The sequence below is a fragment of the Desulfocurvus thunnarius genome (genome assembly GCF_055390965.1).
Map to the genome: position 1 here is coordinate 3,191,424 of NZ_AP042411.1, position 17,459 is coordinate 3,208,882.

The following is a 17,459-nucleotide window of genomic DNA, read 5'->3' on the forward strand; positions in this document are numbered from 1 at the left end:
CAGACCCGGCCTGACCCGACCGGCCCGACCCGGCCCGGGGCCGGGGGGCGGGTTGTCCTTGGCTTGGCGCGGGAAATGGGATAACAACGCATCTCTTCCACACGCCGCAGCCCACGAGCCGAACCATGAGCGCCGCAGAGCACACCCACACCCCCGTGACCGACCCCTTCCGGCCCCCGCGCCGGGCCTCGCGCGTGGTGCGCGTGGGGGGCGTGCCCATCGGCGGGGGGCACCCCGTGGCCGTGCAGAGCATGACCAACACCGACACCCGCGACGTGGCCGCGACCCTGGCCCAGATCGACGCCCTGGCCGAGGCCGGGTGCGAGATCGTGCGCCTGGCCGTGCTGGACGAGGACGCCGCCCGGGCCCTGGCGGCCATCCGCCGCGCCGCGCCCGTGCCCCTGGTGGCCGACATCCATTTCGACCACCGTCTGGCGCTCATGGCCGTGGACGCGGGCCTGGACGGCCTGCGCATCAATCCCGGCAACATCGGCGGGGCGGCCCAGGTCGACGCCGTGGTCCGCGCGGCCAAGGCCGCCGGAGTGCCCATGCGCATCGGGGTCAACTCCGGCTCGGTGGACAAGCGCCTGCTGGCGCGCTTCGGCGGGCCCACGCCCGAAGCCATGGTCGAAAGCGCCCTGGAACACGTGCGCCTGCTCGAAGAGCGCGACTTTTTCGACATCAAGATTTCGGTCAAGGCCTCCAGCGTGCCCGCGACCATCGCGGCCTACCGCCTGCTGGCCGGGCGCTGCGACTACCCGTTGCACATCGGCGTCACCGAGGCGGGCACCCCGGGGCGCGGCACGGTCAAGTCGTCCGTGGGCCTGGGGGTGCTGCTCTATCACGGCATCGGCGACACGCTGCGCGTGTCGCTCACGGGCGACCCCGTGGCCGAGATGGACGTGGCCTGGGAGCTTTTGCGCGCCCTGGGCCTGCGCGCGCGCGGCCCGGAGATCGTCTCCTGCCCGACCTGCGGGCGCACGGAGATCGCCCTGGCCGAGCTGGCCCGGGCCGTGGAGGAGCGCCTGCGCCCGGTGACCGACGTGTTCACCGTGGCGGTCATGGGCTGCGTGGTCAACGGCCCCGGCGAGGCCCGGGGCGCCGACATCGGCATCGCCGGAGGCCGGGGCAAGGGCCTGATCTTCCGCCGGGGCGAGGTGGTCCGTACCGTGCGCGGGGCGGAGAACCTGCTGCCCGAGTTCATGGCCGAGCTGGAAAAATTTCTCGAAGAACGCAAGAAGGAGACCCCATGACGACCATGAAGATGAGCACCCTGTACGCCCCGACCCTCAAGGAGGCCCCGGGCGACGCCGAGGTTGTGAGCCACAAGCTCCTGGTGCGCGCGGGCATGATCCGCAAGCTGACCTCGGGCATCTATACCATCCTGCCCCTGGGCCTGCGGGCCGTGAACAAGGTCGCGGCCATCGTGCGCCAGGAAATGGACCGCGCCGGAGCCCAGGAAATCCTCATGCCCATGGTCCAGCCCGGCGACCTGTGGCGCGAGTCGGGCCGCTGGGAGCACTACGGCAAGGAACTGCTGCGCTTCGAGGACCGCCACGGGCGCGACTACTGCCTCGGCCCCACCCACGAGGAAGTGGTCACCGACCTCATCCGCGGCGAGGTGCGCTCCTACCGCCAGTTGCCCCTGAACCTCTATCAGGTCCAGGGCAAGTTCCGCGACGAGATCCGCCCGCGCTTCGGGCTCATGCGCTGCCGCGAGTTCATCATGAAGGACGCCTACTCCTTCGACGCCGACGAGGCCGGAGCCGAGGCGAGCTACCGCGCCATGTACGACGCCTACATGGCTATTTTTTCGCGCCTGGGGCTGGCGTTCCGGCCCGTGGAGGCCGACTCCGGGTCCATCGGCGGCAGTTTTTCCCACGAGTTCATGGTCCTGGCCGATACGGGCGAGGACACCATCGCCGTGTGCCAGGCCTGCGACTACGCGGCCAACCTGGAGAAGGCCGAGGTGCGCGGCAAGTTCGACCCGACCCCCGAGGAGGGCCCGCGCCTGACCGAGGTGGCCACCCCCGGCGTGCGCACCGTCGAGGAGGTCGCCGCCATGCTGGACGTGAACGTCACCCAGGTGGTCAAGACCCTGCTGTACGACGCCGACGGCCAGCCCGTGGCGGCGCTCATGCGCGGCGACCGCGAGCTGAACGAGATCAAGCTCAAGAACGCCCTGGGCTGCGCCGAGCTGCGCATGGCCAGCCCCGAGCAGGTTCAGGAGTGGACCGGCGCCCCCGTGGGCTTCGCCGGGCCGGTGGGCCTCGGCGTGTCGCGCATCGTGGCCGACCAGGAGCTGCGCACGGCCACGGACTACGTGGCCGGGGCCAACAAGGCCGACACCCACGTGCGCCACCTGTGCCTGGGCCGCGACGTGCAGGCCAGAATCGAGTACCGCGACCTGCGGACCATCACCGTCAAGGACCCCTGCCCGCGTTGCGGCGGGCCCCTGGGCCTGCCCCGGGGCATCGAGGTCGGCCACGTCTTCAAGCTGGGCACCAAGTATTCCGAGGCCCTGGGCGCGCGTTTCCTGGACGAGGCAGGCAAGGAGCGGACCATCATCATGGGCTGCTACGGCATCGGCGTGACCCGCGTGGTGGCCGCGTGCATCGAGCAGAACCACGACGAGGCGGGCATCGTGTTCCCGCCGCCGGTGGCGCCCTTCGAGGCCGTTGTGCTCTGCCTGGACCCCAAGGACGAGGCCGTGCTCGCCCGGGCCGAGGAGGTCGCCGCCGCCCTGCGCGCCGCCGGGGCGGACGTGGTGCTCGACGACCGTGAGGAGCGCCCGGGCGTGAAGTTCAAGGATGCCGATCTCATCGGCTTCCCGTTGCAGTGCGTGGTCGGCGGCAAGGGCCTGGGCCGGGGCATCGTGGAGTGCAAGGACCGCCGCAGCGGCGAGAAGACCGAGCTGCCCGTGGAGAGCTTCGGGCGCGAGGTGGCCCTGTGGCGCAAGACCGTGTGGAACGGCTGGGGCCTGGGCGCCGGAGACGGCGTCGAGCAGTGCAGGTAGCGCCATGAGCACGGAATCTTTGCTTGCCCTGGCCGGGGCGACGACCGTTTTCGCCCTCATCCCAGGGCCCGGCGTCATGGCCGTGGTCGCCCAGGCGCTGGCGCGGGGCTTCCGCCCGGCGGTGCTGTGGATCGCCGGGCAGGCCGCCGGGGATATGGTCTATCTGCTGACGGCCCTGCTGGGCCTGGGCTGGGTGGCCGCGCAGCTTGGCGACGGGTTCGTGGTCCTGCGCTACGCGGGGGCGGCGTATCTGATCTGGATGGGCTTCAAGGCCTGGACGGCCAGGCCCCCGGCGGCGGGCTCGCCCCCGCCCGCGCCCCGGGCGGGCGGGCGCTTTTTCCTGGGCGGGATGTGCGTCTCCCTGGGCAACCCCAAGGCCATCGCCTTCTACTGCGGCTTCCTGCCCGCCTTCGTGGACATGACCGCCCTGACCCCCGCGCGGATGGGCGCCGTGGTCGCCGTGATCCTGCCCATCGTCTTCCTGGTGCCCGTGGGCTATGCGTGGCTCGCGGCCCGGGGCCGCCGGGCCGTGCGCTCCACCCGGCTGTGGACCGTGGCCAACCGGGGCGCGGGCACGGTGATGATCGGTTGCGGCGTGGCGGTGGCGGCGGAGTAGCCATGCCGCACATCTTCGAAGTCCGCGAGCTGACGGGCGCCGTCAAGGACGTGCTGGAAAGCCAGTTCCCCTTCGTGTGGGTGCGCGGCGAGGTCGGCGGCGTGAGCCGCCCGGCCAGCGGGCACGTCTATTTCAACCTCAAGGACGCCCAGGCGCGCTTGTCGGTGGTCTGGTTCCGCCGCAGCCAGCGCTGCGTGGCCCCCGGCGGAGTGGACCCGCGCACCGGCGAGGTGCTGGAACACGGCTGCACCACCGAGTTGACCGAGGGCACCACCGTGCTGGTGGCCGGGCGGCTTTCGGTGTTCGAGCCCCAGGGGGCGTACCAGCTCGTGGCCGAACTGGTGCAGGAGCAGGGCACCGGGCAACTGGCCATGCAGTTCGAGGCCATGAAGGCGCGGCTGGCCGGGCTGGGCTATTTCGACCCCGGGCGCAAGCGGCCCCTGCCGCCGCATCCGGCGCGAGTGGCCGTGGTCACGGCGCCCACGGGCGCGGCCATCCGCGATTTTCTGCGCTTGGCCGGGGAGCGCGGCTGGGGCAGCGCCATCCGCATCTACCCGACCCTGGTGCAGGGCGAGCAGGCCCCGGCGCGGGTGGCCGCCGCGCTGGACGCGGCCTGCGCCGACGGCTGGGCCGAGGTGGTGGTGCTCATCCGCGGCGGCGGTTCCCTGGAAGACCTGTGGGCCTTCAATACCGAGCCCGTGGCCGAGGCCGTCTATCGCTCGGGCCTGCCCGTGGTCTGCGGCGTGGGCCACGAGGTGGACACGAGCATCGCCGATCTGGTGGCCGACGTGCGCGCGGCCACGCCCAGCCACGCGGCGCAGCTTTTGTGGCCCGAGCGCGGGGCGCTCATGCAGCGGGTGGACGTTCTGGAGCAGGGCCTGTTCGCTGCGGCGGGCGGGCTGCTGGAGCGCCGCGAGGCCGCCCTGGGGCAGATGGAAAAGGCCCTGCGTTGGCTTTCCCCGGCCCAGCGGCTGGCACGCATGGAAGAGCGCCTGGGCACGGCCCTGCGCGACCTGTTGCGCGCGGGCGCGGCCCTGACCCGGGGGCGCGCCGTGGCCCTGGAGCGCTGCGAAGCGGCCCTGGGCGCGGCCTTCGGGCCCCGGGCCGTGGATCGGCGGCGGGCGGAGGTCCGCGCCCTGGCCCTGCGGCTGCCCCGGGCGGCGCGGGCCCTGCTGCGCCAGGGCGAGGGCGCCCGAGCCCTGGAACGGCGCCTTGCCCTGGCCGGACCGGCCGGGCTTCGGGGTGCCGCCCAGACCCTGGCCCTGCTGGAATCGCGCCTGGGCGCGGTGGACCCCGAGGCGCCTTTGGCCCGGGGCTACGGGCTGGTGCGCGTGGCGGGCACGGGGCGGCTTTTGCGCAGCGTGGCCGAGGCCGCGCCCGGCCAGGAGCTGGACATCCGCGTGGCCGACGGCGCCGTGGGCGCGCGGGTGCTGGAGGTGCGCCCCGGCCCGGGCGCACCGGAAGAACCGAACGCACCGGGCGGGGAGAGGGCGTGAAGCGGCTGCGGATTTTTGTTTTGGCGGCCCTGACCCTGGCGGTATGGGCGGCGTCCGCCTGGGCCGGAGCGGCCCTGGAATGCCCGGACGAGGTGGGCCAGGGCCTGCCCTTCGTGGTTCGCGTGGTGGCCGACGCAGGCCCCGGCACGGCGGAGGTGGAGTTCGGTCCCGTGCGCGCCCGGGTGCCCCTGGAGCAGCGGAACGGGCACTGGGAGGCGCCGGTGCTTCTGGGCGTGGACCTGGAAGCGGCCCCGGGCCCGGTGCGCCTCGCGGCGCGGGTGGACGGCCCGGGCGGACCTTCGGCGCTGGAACGCGAGGTGCGCGTGGCGGCCCGCAGCTTTCCCGAGCAGCGGCTGGCCGTGGCGCGCGAGATGGTCCACCTGACCCCCGAGGCCCTGGCGCGTCACGAGGCCGAGCGGGCCGAGGTCCGCCGCGTGCTGGCCGACTTTTCCCGGCCGCGCGCCTGGGGCGGCGGGTTCGTGCGCCCGGTGCCGGGCGGGGTCTCCAGCACCTTCGGGCTGCGGCGGTTCTTCAACGGCGAGCCCCGCGCGCCGCACCGGGGGCTGGACCTGCGCGGCCCCCAGGGCCAGCCCGTGCGGACCATGGCCCCGGGCACGGTGGTGCTGGCGGCGGAGCATTATTTCGCGGGCAAGAGCGTGTATGTGGACCACGGCCAGGGGCTGGTGAGCATGTATTTCCACCTCTCGGAGATTCTGGTGCGCCCCGGCGACGTGCTGGCCGCCGGGGATGTGCTCGGCAAGGTGGGCAGCACCGGGCGGGTGACGGGCCCGCACCTGCATTTCGGCCTGTCGGTGTACGGCGAACTGGTGGACCCCACCCCGCTGGTCACCGGCACGCTCAGACCAGAATAGGAGAGCGCGCATGAGCGAGGACAAGGACGGCAAGGACGGCTTCGAGGCCCGCATGGCCAAACTGCGGGAGATCGTGGAGAAGCTGGAGGGCGGCGACCTGCCGCTGGAGGAGGGCGTGACCCTGTTCCGCGAGGGGGTGGCCCTGGCCAGAAGCTGCCGCGAGAGCCTGGACAAGGCCCGCAACGAGGTGACCATCCTGGCCGACGGCGTGCTGCGCGAGTTTGAACCGGAGGACGGCGATGCCTGACGTGGACGTGAAGAAGACCCTGGCCAACTATGCGGCGGCGGTGGAAGAACACCTGAAAACCTGCCTGGACGGCCGCGACATCGCGCCCCGGCTGGCCGAGGCCATGCAGTACAGCCTGCTGGCCGGGGGCAAGCGCCTGCGGCCCGTGCTGTGCATGGTCTGGGCCGAGGTGGCGGGCGTGCCTTCGCGGGCCGTGGTGCCTTTCGCGGCGGGCATCGAATGCATTCATACCTATTCGCTGATCCACGACGACCTGCCGGCCATGGACAACGACGACCTGCGCCGGGGCAAACCCACGAGCCACAAGGTCTTCGGCGAGGCCACCGCCATCCTTGCGGGCGACGCCCTGCTGACCGAGGCCTTCAGCCTGATGCTCGGGGTCACGGAGGTGCCCGCCGAGCGGGTGCTTCAGGCCACGGCCGTGGTGGCCTACGGCGCGGGCCCCAGCGGCATGGTCGGCGGCCAGCAGGTGGACATGGAACTGACCGGGCGCACGGGCGTGGAATTGCGCGACCTGCAACGCATGCATTCTCTCAAGACCGGCGCGCTCATTACCGCCTCCTGTCTGGCGGGGTGCATCCTGGGCGGCGGCGGTGAAAAGGACATGCAGAACGCCATGGAGTACGGCAAGCACCTGGGCATGGCCTTCCAGATCGCCGACGACATCCTCGATGTGGTCGGCGACCAGCAGGAGCTGGGCAAGCCCGTGGGCAGCGATGAGGGCCAGGGCAAGAACACCTATCCCTCCCTGGTGGGCCTGGAACAGAGCCGGGTCATGGCCATCCAATGCGCCATGCAGGCCAACAAGGCCCTGCAAGACTACCGGGGCGCGCAGGTGGACTTTTTGAGCCATCTGGCGGCATACGTGGTGGAGCGCACCAACTGACGCCAACCCCGGGCGGGTCCGCCTCTGCCCGCCCGGCCACAAGGACCAAGCCGAATCATGCCTCGCAAAGCAAAGACGAAGGACGAAACATCCCCCCAGGGCCCCATCCTGCCGCGCATTGCCCGGCCTCGGGACGTGCAGGCCCTGACCGCGGCCGAACTGACCGCCCTGGCGGCGGAAATGCGCGCGCGCATCATCGAGACTGTGGCCGCCAACGGCGGGCACCTGGCGCCTTCCCTGGGCGTGGTGGAACTGACCCTGGCCCTGCTGCGGGTCTTCGACCCCGACAACGACCGCATCGTGTGGGACGTGGGCCATCAGGCCTACGGCTACAAGCTGCTCACGGGCCGGGCCGAGCGCTTCGGCACCCTGCGCACCCTGGGCGGCATCAGCGGCTTTCCTAAAAGGAGCGAAAGCCCGTACGACCACTTCGGCGTGGGCCATTCGTCCACGTCGATCTCCGCCGCCCTGGGCATGGCCATGGCCCGCGACCTGCGCCGGGGCGACGGCAAGGTCGTGGCCGTCATCGGCGACGGCTCCATGACCGCCGGGCAGGCCTTCGAGGGCCTGAATCAGGCCGGGGGCATGGGCAGCGACATGGTCGTGGTGCTCAACGACAACGAAATGTCCATCTCGCGCAATGTGGGCGCCCTGTCGCAGTTCATCTCCAAGAGCATCACCAAGCGCTGGGTCGTGCGCTTCAAGAAGGACGTGGAGGCCCTGCTCAAGCAGGTGCCGCGCATCGGCAGCGACTTGGCCGACTACGCGCGCAAGTCCGAGGAGGCCTTCAAGCATTTCTTCACCCCGGGCATCCTTTTCGAGGCCTTCCGCTTCAACTACCTGGGGCCCTTCGACGGTCATAACGTGGACGGCCTGACGGACGTGTTCCGCCATGTGCTCGACATGGACGGCCCGGTGCTGGTCCACGTGCTGACGACCAAGGGCCGGGGCTACCAGCCCGCCGAATCCAACCCCACGTATTTCCACGGGGTGGGCTGCTTCGAGCCCGAAACGGGCGCGGCCCTGAAGTTCGGCCCGTGCTCGCTGCCGTCGTACACCGAGGTGTTCGGCAAGACGCTGCTGCGGCTGGCCGAGGCCGACGAGCGCGTGGTGGCCATCACCGCCGCCATGCCCGAGGGCACGGGGCTGGCGGCCTTCGCCGAGCAGATGCCCGACCGCTTCGTGGACGTGGGCATCTGCGAGCAGCACGCCGTGACCTTCGCCGCCGGGCTGGCCAGCCAGGGCTTCCGGCCCGTGGTGGCCATCTATTCAACCTTCATGCAGCGTTCCTACGACCAGATCGTCCACGACGTGTGCCTGCAAAACCTGCCCGTGACCCTGTGCCTGGACCGCGGCGGGCTGGTCGGCGAGGACGGCCCGACGCACCACGGCGCCTTCGACCTGAGCTTTTTGCGGCACATCCCCAACCTGACCTTCATGGTTCCGGCGGACGAAGCCGAGCTGGCGCGGATGCTGGTCACGGCCATCGGGCACGACGGGCCCGTGGCCCTGCGCTACCCGCGCGGGGTGGGCGTGGGCGCGCCCCTGGACGCCGACCCCCGGCCGCTGCCCCTGGGCCGGGGCGAGCTCCTGCGCGAGGGTGCCGACGCCCTGGTGCTGGCCATCGGCAGCCGCGTGCATCCGGCCCTGGAAGCCGCGCGGGAGATCGAGGCCGAGACCGGGCAACGGGTGGCCGTGTTCAACGCGCGCTTCGTGCGCCCGCTGCCCGTGGAGCAGATCGCCGAGCTGGTGGCCGGGGCGACCCGCGTGCTCACGGTGGAGGAGAACACCCTGGCCGGAGGCTTCGGCTCGGCGGTGCTCGAAGCCCTGGCCGACCGCGACCTGCTGTCCGGGCGCACGGTGCGCCGCCTGGGCCTGCCCGATGCCTTCGTGGAGCACGGCGGGCAGAAGGAACTGCGCGCCCGCCTGGGGCTGGACCGCGCGGGCATCAAGGCCGCGCTGCTGGGGCTGCTCGGCGCGTAGGGCGCGGCTCCGGCGGAAGCATCCGAACGGATCGAGACAGCCCGGGCGACCGGGCTGTTTTTTTGCGCCCGGGGCAGGGTGCCGTCGCGCCCGGTGCGTTCGCCCGGCTGCCCGCGCTCCGCTTTGCTCTTTTGATTCTCCCGCCTGCCCCGCCTTGGTTCCCGTCACCCCTTCACGTTGACGCCAAGCCCACGAACACTATAGTCTTGCTCAGAATTGCAATTTCCTCGCCGCGAGGCGGGGCCAGACCGAGGAGGGCACAAATGAGCCGGATGTTGTATCTCAAGGCGTCCCCGCGCGGGTCGCGTTCGCATTCCGTGGCCGTGGCCGACGCCTTCGTGGAGCAGTGGAAGGCCGTGAACCCCGGGGCCGAGGTGGTGGTCCGCAACCTGTTCGAGATGGAGCTCCCGCCCTTTGACGGCGACCGGATCATGGCCAAGTACAATATCATGCATGGCCGGGGGCACTCCCTGGACGAGAAGCGCGCCTGGACCGAGGTCGAGGCCATCATCGAGGACTTCAAGTCCTTCGACCGCTACGTCTTCGCCGTGCCGATGTGGAACTTCGGCGTGCCCTACCGCCTGAAGCAGTATTTCGACATCCTCATCCAGCCCGGGTACACCGTGGGCATGAACGAGAAGGGTTACTTCGGCATGCTGGAAGACAAGAAGGCCTTCGTGGCCTATTCCAGCGGCGGGGTCTACGGAGCGGGCAACCCGGTGGAGACTTACGACTACCAGTCCACCTGGATGCGCATGATCCTGGGGTTCATCGGCATTACCGATGTCGTCAGCGCCGAGGCCCGGGGCATGCTCCTGGACGGGCGCGACGCGCGGCGCTCGGACGCCGTGGTCCAGGCGGCGGAGCTGGCCCGGGGCTTCTAGGCGCCCGGGCGGGCGACCCTGCTCCGGCGCCCGGCGCGCGAAAATGCGGGCGCCCCGTGCGGTCTGGCCGCGCGGGGCGCCTGTGCGTTCCGGCCCGGGGCGGGCGGGTTCCGGTCTAATCTAATCCAGGTCGGAGTCGTCGGGGCCGTCGTCGTCGTCGGGGGCGTCGGGCGCCCCGGCGGCCTTGCGCGCGGCGCGGCGCGCGAGGCGGGCCTGGGCCTTTTCGGCCTCCTCGGCGCGCAGGGCCCGGCGCAGCACCTTGCCGACCATCGTCTTGGGCAGCTCGGCGCGGAATTCCACCTGCCGGGGCAGCTTGTACTTGGCCAGCTTCTGGCGGCACCAGGCGATGACCTCGCTCTTGGTCATCTCCTGCCCTTCATGCAACACCACGTAGACCTTGACGATTTCCCCGCGCGAGGCGTGGGGGATGCCCACGGCCACGGCGTCCTTGATCTTGGGATGCTCGTGGAGCACCTCGTCGATTTCGCGCGGATAGATGTTGTAACCGCTGGAGATGATCAGGTCCTTCTTGCGGTCCACGATGGTGAAATAGCCTTCCTCGTCCATGGTGGCGATGTCGCCGGTGTAGAGCCAGCCGTTGCGCAGGACGTTGGCCGTCTCGTCGGGGCGCTGCCAGTAGCCGGACATGACCTGCGGCCCGCGCACGATGAGTTCGCCCTTCTTGCCCGGGGGCAGGTTGATCTGGCCCACGTCCATGTCCACGATGCGGCAGTCCGTGCCGGGCACGGGCAGGCCGATGGACCCGGGCTTTTTCACGCCCGTCAGGGGGTTGAAGTGCGTGACGGGCGAGGCCTCGGTCAGGCCGTAGCCCTCGACGATCTCCGATTCGGTCAGGCGCACGAACTCGCGCATGGACTCCACGGGGATGGGCGCCGAGCCCGACACGCAGACCTTGAGGGACTTGAAGTCCGCCGGGTCGAGATTCTTCTGGTGCAGCAGGGCGGCATAGACCGCCGGGGCGCCCGGGAAGATGGTCGGCTTGTCGGTCCTGATGGTCTTGATGAGATCCTGCGGCACGAAGCGCGGCACGGGCAGCATGGTGGCGCCGATGCTCGTGGGCAGGTTCAGGCCCACGGTCAGGCCGTAGATGTGGAAAAAGGGCAGGATGTCCAGGAAGGTGTGATGTTCGAGCCCGAGGTTGTGCAGGATGGCGTGGCACTGCTGGACGTTGGCCGTCATGTTGCGGTGGGTGATCATCACGCCCTTGGACACGCCGGTGGTGCCGCCGGTGTATTGCAGCAGGGCGATGTCCTTGCGCGGGTCCGCCGGAGGGCGGCTGATGCGCTCGCTGCCCTTGAGCAGCGGCTTCCAGCGCACCACGCGCGTGCCGTCCACGGGCACGTCGGTGAACAGGTTGTCCTTCTTCGCCTTGAATTTGTAGAGCAGGTTCAGCGGCAGGCCGAGGCAGTCGGCGATGGAGGTGACGATGAACTTCTCCACCCCGGGCAGGCGGTCCTGCACGGATTTGATCTTCGGCCAGAGGTGGTCCAGCACGATCATGAAGCGGCAGCCCGCGTCGTTGATCTGGTGGATCAGCTCCTTTTCCATGTACAGCGGGTTGGTCATGACCACCACGGCCCCGGATTTCAGCGCGCCCCAGTAAGACAGGATGGTCTGGGGCAGGTTGGGCAGCATGATGGAGATGCGCTCGCCGGGTTGCAGGCCGAGGTGGCGCAGGTTGGCGGCGATGACTTCGGATTGCTCGCGCAGCTTGCGGAAGGTCATGGACCAGTTGCGGAAGATCACGGCCTTGCGCTTGGGGAATTTCTCCGCCGCGCGGTCCAGGTAGCCGAAGATGGGGATGTTCTCGTAGGTGATGTGCGGATCGACCTCGCGGTCGTAGTGATCCATCCAGGGGCGCGGAAATTCCGTCATGCGTGCCTCGCAGCCGGGTGAGGGACATGCCTGGGGGCGGGGCCCGCGCCGTCGCGGGGCGCCCCGGGCCCGGCCACGCGCCGGGCAGGGTTTCATAATCTGAAAATCGGAATCTGTGAAGCGTTTTGGAATCACGACGGCGGGTCCCATCCTCCCGCCGCCGCGCGCGGCGCCTGCGGCCCGAAGGTCGCGGCGTACGCATCCATTGGCCTGTAAATCATCGCGCGCCGATTGTATAGTCCGTCCGCTTCCGGCGCCTGGGTCAGCCGGGGGCATTCTGGGGGCAGAGTCCGGCTTGTGCAAGTTTATGCACTTGAAAAGAATGGCAAAAAATCAATCTTAACCGTCTCGACATTGACTTTCCGGAGCGGAGTTCATACAAAGATTGAAACCAAAATTAAAACACAGTTTGAATTCAGCGGGAGAAAATCAATGTCCGCACGCAAGACAGCCTCAATCCCCGGCATGGCCGCCAGCGCCGCTTCCGGCGCGGCCGAGACCTTCGGGGCCGACCCGGCCCGCCCCGGCGCCGACGGCCCGGGCGCGGCCCAGGCACCGACCCGGGAGCGCATCCTGGCCGCCGCGTCGGAAGTTTTCGCCACCGAGGGTTTCGACGGCGCCACCGTGCGCGACATCTGCGCCCGGGCCGGGGCCAACGTGGCCGCCGTGAACTACCACTTCCGCGACAAGCGCGGGCTGTACCGCATGGTGCTCCAGGCTTGGCAGGCCGAGGCCGAGGCGCTTTTCCCCCTGGACGATGTCGACCCGGACGCGCCCGTGCCCGAGCGGTTCCGCCGCTTCTACCGGGCCATGTTGCGGCGCCTTTTCCGGAGCGCTGGCAGCCTGGAGCGCTCCCATGGCCGGGCCCGGGTCTGGCTGGGGGAGCTGCTTCGCGGCGGCGGCATGCAGGAGTCGCCGGAGAGCCAGGAAAACTACCGTGTCATGGACGAGCAGATGCGCCCCCTGGTGCAGGCCGCGCTGGGGCCCGTTGAGGGCCAGCGGCTGCGCGACGCCGTGGACGCGAGCCTGGCTCAGATCGTCATTTATTTCGTCGGGTTCGTTTCGGCCCCGCAGGCCTTCTCCTGCCTGTTGTCGCGGGAGGGGGAACTTGAGCGCATGGCCGACCGGATGACGCAATTCGCCCTGGGAGGACTCCGGGCGATGAAGGAGAACGACAATGCTCATGTATAGGAATGCGCGGCGCGCGCGGGGCCGGGCCCCGAGGCTCGCGGCGCTGTTGCTTGCGGCCGGGCTCGCGGGGCTCGGCGTCATGCTTGCCGCCTGCTCGGACAAGGGGCAGGCCCCGGCCCCCGACGCGGGGGCGGCCGACGAGGCCCACCGGGTCCAGGTCCGCGTGCAGCGCGTGGAGCCCGTGCTGCTGCGCGACGTGCTGACCCTGCCGGGCGAAACCGAACCCGACGCCGACGTGGTGCTTTCGGCGGAAACCGATGGCGCCGTGGAATGGGTCGGCCCCGTGGAAGGCCAGCGCGTGGCCAAGGGCGAGGTGCTCATGCGTATCGACGTGGCCGCCAAGCGCGCCCTGCTGGAGCAGGCCGAGGTGTCCAGTCGGCTGGCCGAAATCCAGGCCGGGCGCCGCGAGCGGCTCTACCAGGAGAACGTGCTTTCCCGCGAGGAGCTGGACGAGTCGCGCACCTCCATGGAAGTGGCCCGGGCAACGGCCGCCGAGGCCCGCGCCGAGTTCGTGCAGGGCGAGGTCCGCGCGCCCATTGCGGGCGTGGTCGAAAGCCTGGACGCCGACCCGGGCGAGTACGTCTCCAAGGGCCAGCAGCTCATGGAGCTGGTCGACCGCGACGTGGTGCGCGTCATCGTCAGCGTGCCCGAACTGGACGTGCGCTACCTGAGCCCCGGCAGCGAGGCCGGTGTGACCGTGGACGCCTGGCCGGGCCGCCAATGGAAGGGCCGGGTGAGTTTCGTGTCCGCCAAGGCCGACAGCGCCACGCGCACCTTCTCCGTGCGCGTGCTGGTGGACAATGCCGACGGCGCCATCCGCCCCGGCATGCTCGCGCGGGCGTCGTTCCTGCGCCGCGAGATCGAGGGCGCCGTGACCGCGCCGCTCTCCGCCGTGCAGGACAAGGGCGGCGAGCGCCTGCTCTTCGTGGAGGAGGACGGCACGGCCCGGGCGCGCACGGTGGAACTGGGCGTGATCCAGGGCGGGGTGGTCCAGATACTTTCGGGCCTTGCCCTTGGGGAAAACCTCATCATCGCCGGGCAGGGCGCCGTGGAAGACGGCGTCCGGGTGGATGTGCAATGATCGTCAACCGTACGGCCCTGTCCCGCAAATCCGCAGTGCTGGTGCTGACCGTCTTCCTGTCCCTGGCCGGGGCGGCGGCCTACACCTCCCTGCCCCTGGAGTCCAACCCCGACGTGACCATCCCCTATGTCTTCGTGAACACGACCTATGAGGGCGTGGCCCCCGAGGACATGGAAAAACTGGTGACCATCCCCCTGGAGCGCAAGCTCAAGGGCCTGTCGGACCTGGAGGAGATGCGTTCCATCTCCCAGGACGGCGCCAGCGTCATCGCCCTGAAGTTCCTGCCGGACATCGACATCGACGACGCCTTGCAGAAGGTGCGCGACAAGGTGGACCAGGCCAAGACCGACCTGCCCTCGGACCTGCCCGACGATCCGAGCATCGCCGAAATGAACTTCTCGGACCGGCCGATCATCAACGTGGTCCTGTCCGGTCCGTTCAGTCTCAAGCGCTTGAAGTCGCTGGCGGAGTCCTACGAGGACCGCTTCGAGGCCATCCCAGGCGTGCTCGACGCGGACATCCTCGGCGGCCTGGAGCGCGAAATCCACGTGCTGTTCGACCTGGACCGCGTGGCCTTCTATCGCATGCCGTTTTCCAGTCTGCTGACGGCGGTGGAGGAGGGCAACGTCAACGTGCCCGGCGGGTCCATGGACATCGGCGACCAGCGCTATCAGGTGCGCGTGCCCGAGGACTTCCAGCACCCCGACGAAATCCGCTCCCTGGTGGCCTTCACGCGCGGAGGCAAGCCCGTGTACCTGCGCGACGTGGCCAGCATCGAGGACGCCGCCAAGGACCAGGAGACCATGGCCCGCATGGACGGGCAGAACAGCGTCACCGTGTCCGTCACCAAGCGCAGCGGCGAGAACGTGGTGGAGATCGTCGCGGCCCTGCGCGCCGCCGTGCAGGAGCTGCACGAGGAGATGCCGCCCTCGCTGACCGTGACGCTGACTTCCGACGAGTCCGAAGACATCAAGAGCATGTTCGCCGACCTGGAGAACAACATCATCTCCGGGCTGGTGCTGGTGCTGGCCGTGGTCCTGCTGTTCATCGGCGGGCGCTCGGCGCTGTTCGTGTCCCTGTCCATCCCGCTGTCCATGCTCATCACCTTCGCCGTGCTCCAGGCCATGGGCGTGACCCTGAACATGGTCGTGCTCTTCGCCCTGATCCTGGCCCTGGGCATGCTTGTGGACAACGGCATCGTGGTGGTGGAGAACATCTACCGCCACATGCAGGAGGGCGCGGACCGCACCCAGGCCGCCCTGGCGGGTACCGACGAGGTCGCCTGGCCCGTGGTGGCCTCGACCCTGACGACCCTGGGCGCCTTCGCGCCGATGATGTTCTGGCCCGGGGTCATGGGCCAGTTCATGTCCTACCTGCCGCTGACGGTGATGGTCGCCCTGTCGGCTTCGCTGTTCGTGGCCCTGGTGGTCAACCCCGTGCTCTCGGCGCGCTATCAGACCGTGCGCTCGGCGACCGCCGCCCCCCGCCCGCAGGACCGCGCGCTGGACTGGCTCCAGCGGCGCTACCTGGGCGCCCTGGGTTGGGCCCTGGACCACCGCCTGCCGGTGGTGCTGCTGGCCGTGGCGCTGCTGGTCGCCTCGGTGGGCGCCTTCGGGGCCTTCGGGCGCGGGGTGGAGTTCATGCCCAGCTCCGACCCCGAGCGGGCCTGGGTCCACATCGAGGCGCCCGTGGGCACGAACCTGGACGCCGCGGACCGCATCGTGCAGCAGGCCGAGGCCATCTGTCTGGCCCAGCCCGACGTGCAGCACGTCATCACCCAGGTCGGCGCCACGGGGGGCAACCCCTTCGGCAGCACCACCTCGGGCACCCACGTCTCCAAGCTGACGGTGGAGTTCAAGGACTTCCACGAGCGCACCCGGCCTTCGACGGAGCTGGTGGACGAACTGCGCGCGACCCTGCTGACGGCCATCACCGGCGCCACCGTGCGCGTGGAAAAGGAGACCATGGGTCCGCCCTCGGCGGGCGAACCGGTGAACATGGAGATTCAGGGCTCGGACCTGACCGTGCTCGGTCAGGTGGCCGCCCAGGTCATGGAGCGCATCAAGGGCGTGCCCGGGCTGGTGGACCTCAAGTCCGACTTCATCCAGGCCAAGCCGGAAATCCGCGTGGCCGTGGACAAGGAAAAGGCCGCCCTCATGGACCTGACGGCCAGCACCATCGCCCAGACCGTCAAGGCCGCCGTGGGCGGCACCAAGGTCGGCACCTACCGCGAGGGCAAGGACGAATACGACATCGTGGCCAAGCTGCCCAAGAAGGACCGCAGCACCCTGGAAGGCATCGAGCGGCTGACCGTTTCGGGCACGGACGGCGAGCCCATCCCGCTGACCAGCCTTGCCAGGGTGGACATGACCGGGGGCATCGGCGGCATCCGGCACATCGACCAGAAGCGCGTGGTCACCGTGTCCGCCGACGTGACCGGGCGCCCGGCCGGGCAGGTTCGCGCCGAAGTGGACGCCATCATGCGCACCGTCGACCTGCCGCGCGGCGTGTCCTACTCCTTCACCGGCGAGGAGCAGGACCAGCAGGAGGCTTCGGACTTTCTGAGCAAGGCGTTCATCGCCGCGCTGTTCCTGATCTTCCTGGTGCTGGTCACCCAGTTCGATTCCTTCCGCGCGCCGTGCATCATCCTGAGTTCGGTGCTCCTGTCGCTCATCGGCGTGTTCACCGGGCTGGTGCTTACGGGCACCTCGTTTTCGGTGATAATGACCGGGGTGGGCGTCATCAGTCTGGCGGGCGTGGTGGTCAACAACGCCATCGTGCTCATCGACTACTACAACCAGCTCCGGGCGCGCGGGCTGGCGCCGCGCGAGGCCCTGGCCCAGGCCGGGGCGACGCGCTTCCGCCCCGTGCTGCTCACCGCCGTGACGACCATCCTCGGCCTGCTGCCCATGGCCACGGGGGTCAGTTTCGATTTCCTGAACTTCTCCTGGGAAGTGGGCAGCGAAACGGCCCAGTGGTGGGGCCCCATGGCCGTGGCCGTGATCTTCGGCCTGCTGGTGGCCACGGTGCTGACCCTGGTCGTGGTCCCCGTGCTCTGCTCCCTGACCGACGAAGGCCTGCGCCGCCGCCGCGAGGGCGAGGGGGCCTGAGCCCGGACCCAAACGATGCAACGCCCAGCGCCCCGATGCCGCAAGGTGTCGGGGCGCTTTTTTGCGGGGCAGTGAGAGGAGTGGGGCGTGAGTGCCTGCAGTCGTGAACAGCCTACCAGGGCGGGACAGGTTGGCAGAGCCCAGAACCAAGCCTTTCTGGGCGGCCTGCCCAAGCCGGAGA

General features: G+C 69.9%; 13 protein-coding genes. 12 read left to right on the top strand and 1 reads right to left on the bottom strand.

Going from position 1 to position 17,459, the window contains the following annotated elements; all coding sequences use genetic code 11:
* The first annotated feature begins 125 nt into the window (after positions 1–125).
* The 9 genes from ispG to ACZ5KV_RS14050 all read left to right on the top strand — a co-directional run bounded on the left by ispG (position 126) and on the right by ACZ5KV_RS14050 (position 10,000).
* Entirely contained in the window at positions 126–1,253 is a 1,128-nt protein-coding gene (ispG, locus tag ACZ5KV_RS14010; protein ID WP_464239909.1) for a flavodoxin-dependent (E)-4-hydroxy-3-methylbut-2-enyl-diphosphate synthase, read from the top strand.
* Between the two features lie 5 nt (positions 1,254–1,258).
* Complete coding sequence (locus ACZ5KV_RS14015) at positions 1,259–3,016, top strand: proline--tRNA ligase (RefSeq protein ID WP_464241843.1); 1,758 nt, start codon at positions 1,259–1,261, stop codon at positions 3,014–3,016.
* 4 nt (positions 3,017–3,020) lie between these two features.
* Entirely contained in the window at positions 3,021–3,632 is a 612-nt protein-coding gene (locus ACZ5KV_RS14020; protein WP_464239910.1) for a LysE family translocator, read from the top strand.
* 2 nt (positions 3,633–3,634) lie between these two features.
* A complete protein-coding gene (gene xseA / locus ACZ5KV_RS14025; RefSeq protein ID WP_464239911.1) occupies positions 3,635–5,128 on the top strand; it encodes an exodeoxyribonuclease VII large subunit in 1,494 nt (497 codons plus the stop codon).
* Positions 5,125–6,000, top strand: a complete 876-nt coding sequence (locus tag ACZ5KV_RS14030) for a M23 family metallopeptidase (RefSeq protein WP_464239912.1) — start codon at positions 5,125–5,127, stop codon at positions 5,998–6,000. Before xseA ends, ACZ5KV_RS14030 begins: the two co-directional genes overlap by 4 nt.
* A gap of 10 nt (positions 6,001–6,010) precedes the next feature.
* A complete protein-coding gene (gene xseB, locus ACZ5KV_RS14035; RefSeq protein ID WP_464239913.1) occupies positions 6,011–6,247 on the top strand; it encodes an exodeoxyribonuclease VII small subunit in 237 nt (78 codons plus the stop codon).
* Entirely contained in the window at positions 6,240–7,133 is an 894-nt protein-coding gene (locus ACZ5KV_RS14040; RefSeq protein ID WP_464239914.1) for a polyprenyl synthetase family protein, read from the top strand. Before xseB ends, ACZ5KV_RS14040 begins: the two co-directional genes overlap by 8 nt.
* Before the next feature lie 57 nt (positions 7,134–7,190).
* Positions 7,191–9,116, top strand: coding sequence for a 1-deoxy-D-xylulose-5-phosphate synthase (gene dxs / locus ACZ5KV_RS14045; protein WP_464239915.1), 1,926 nt, complete (start codon positions 7,191–7,193; stop codon positions 9,114–9,116).
* 263 nt (positions 9,117–9,379) lie between these two features.
* Entirely contained in the window at positions 9,380–10,000 is a 621-nt protein-coding gene (locus tag ACZ5KV_RS14050; protein WP_464239916.1) for an FMN-dependent NADH-azoreductase, read from the top strand.
* Between the two features lie 120 nt (positions 10,001–10,120).
* On the opposite strand, the gene ACZ5KV_RS14055 is transcribed toward ACZ5KV_RS14050, so the two are convergent.
* Positions 10,121–11,896 carry a long-chain-fatty-acid--CoA ligase gene (locus tag ACZ5KV_RS14055; protein ID WP_464239917.1) on the bottom strand — a complete coding sequence of 592 codons (1,776 nt, stop codon included), beginning with the start codon at positions 11,894–11,896 and terminating at the stop codon, positions 10,121–10,123.
* A 465-nt stretch (positions 11,897–12,361) separates the two neighbouring features.
* On the opposite strand from ACZ5KV_RS14055, the gene ACZ5KV_RS14060 reads away from it, so the two are divergent.
* The 3 genes from ACZ5KV_RS14060 to ACZ5KV_RS14070 are packed head-to-tail and all read left to right on the top strand — an operon-like array spanning position 12,362 to position 17,278.
* Complete coding sequence (locus ACZ5KV_RS14060; RefSeq protein WP_464239918.1) at positions 12,362–13,087, top strand: TetR/AcrR family transcriptional regulator; 726 nt, start codon at positions 12,362–12,364, stop codon at positions 13,085–13,087.
* Positions 13,074–14,168 (top strand): efflux RND transporter periplasmic adaptor subunit, encoded by a 1,095-nt coding sequence (locus tag ACZ5KV_RS14065; RefSeq protein WP_464239919.1) that lies wholly within the window; start codon positions 13,074–13,076, stop codon positions 14,166–14,168. Before ACZ5KV_RS14060 ends, ACZ5KV_RS14065 begins: the two co-directional genes overlap by 14 nt.
* Positions 14,165–17,278 carry an efflux RND transporter permease subunit gene (locus ACZ5KV_RS14070; RefSeq protein WP_464239920.1) on the top strand — a complete coding sequence of 1,038 codons (3,114 nt, stop codon included), beginning with the start codon at positions 14,165–14,167 and terminating at the stop codon, positions 17,276–17,278. The genes ACZ5KV_RS14065 and ACZ5KV_RS14070 overlap by 4 nt, the downstream gene beginning before the upstream one ends.
* Positions 17,279–17,459: the final 181 nt, after the last annotated feature.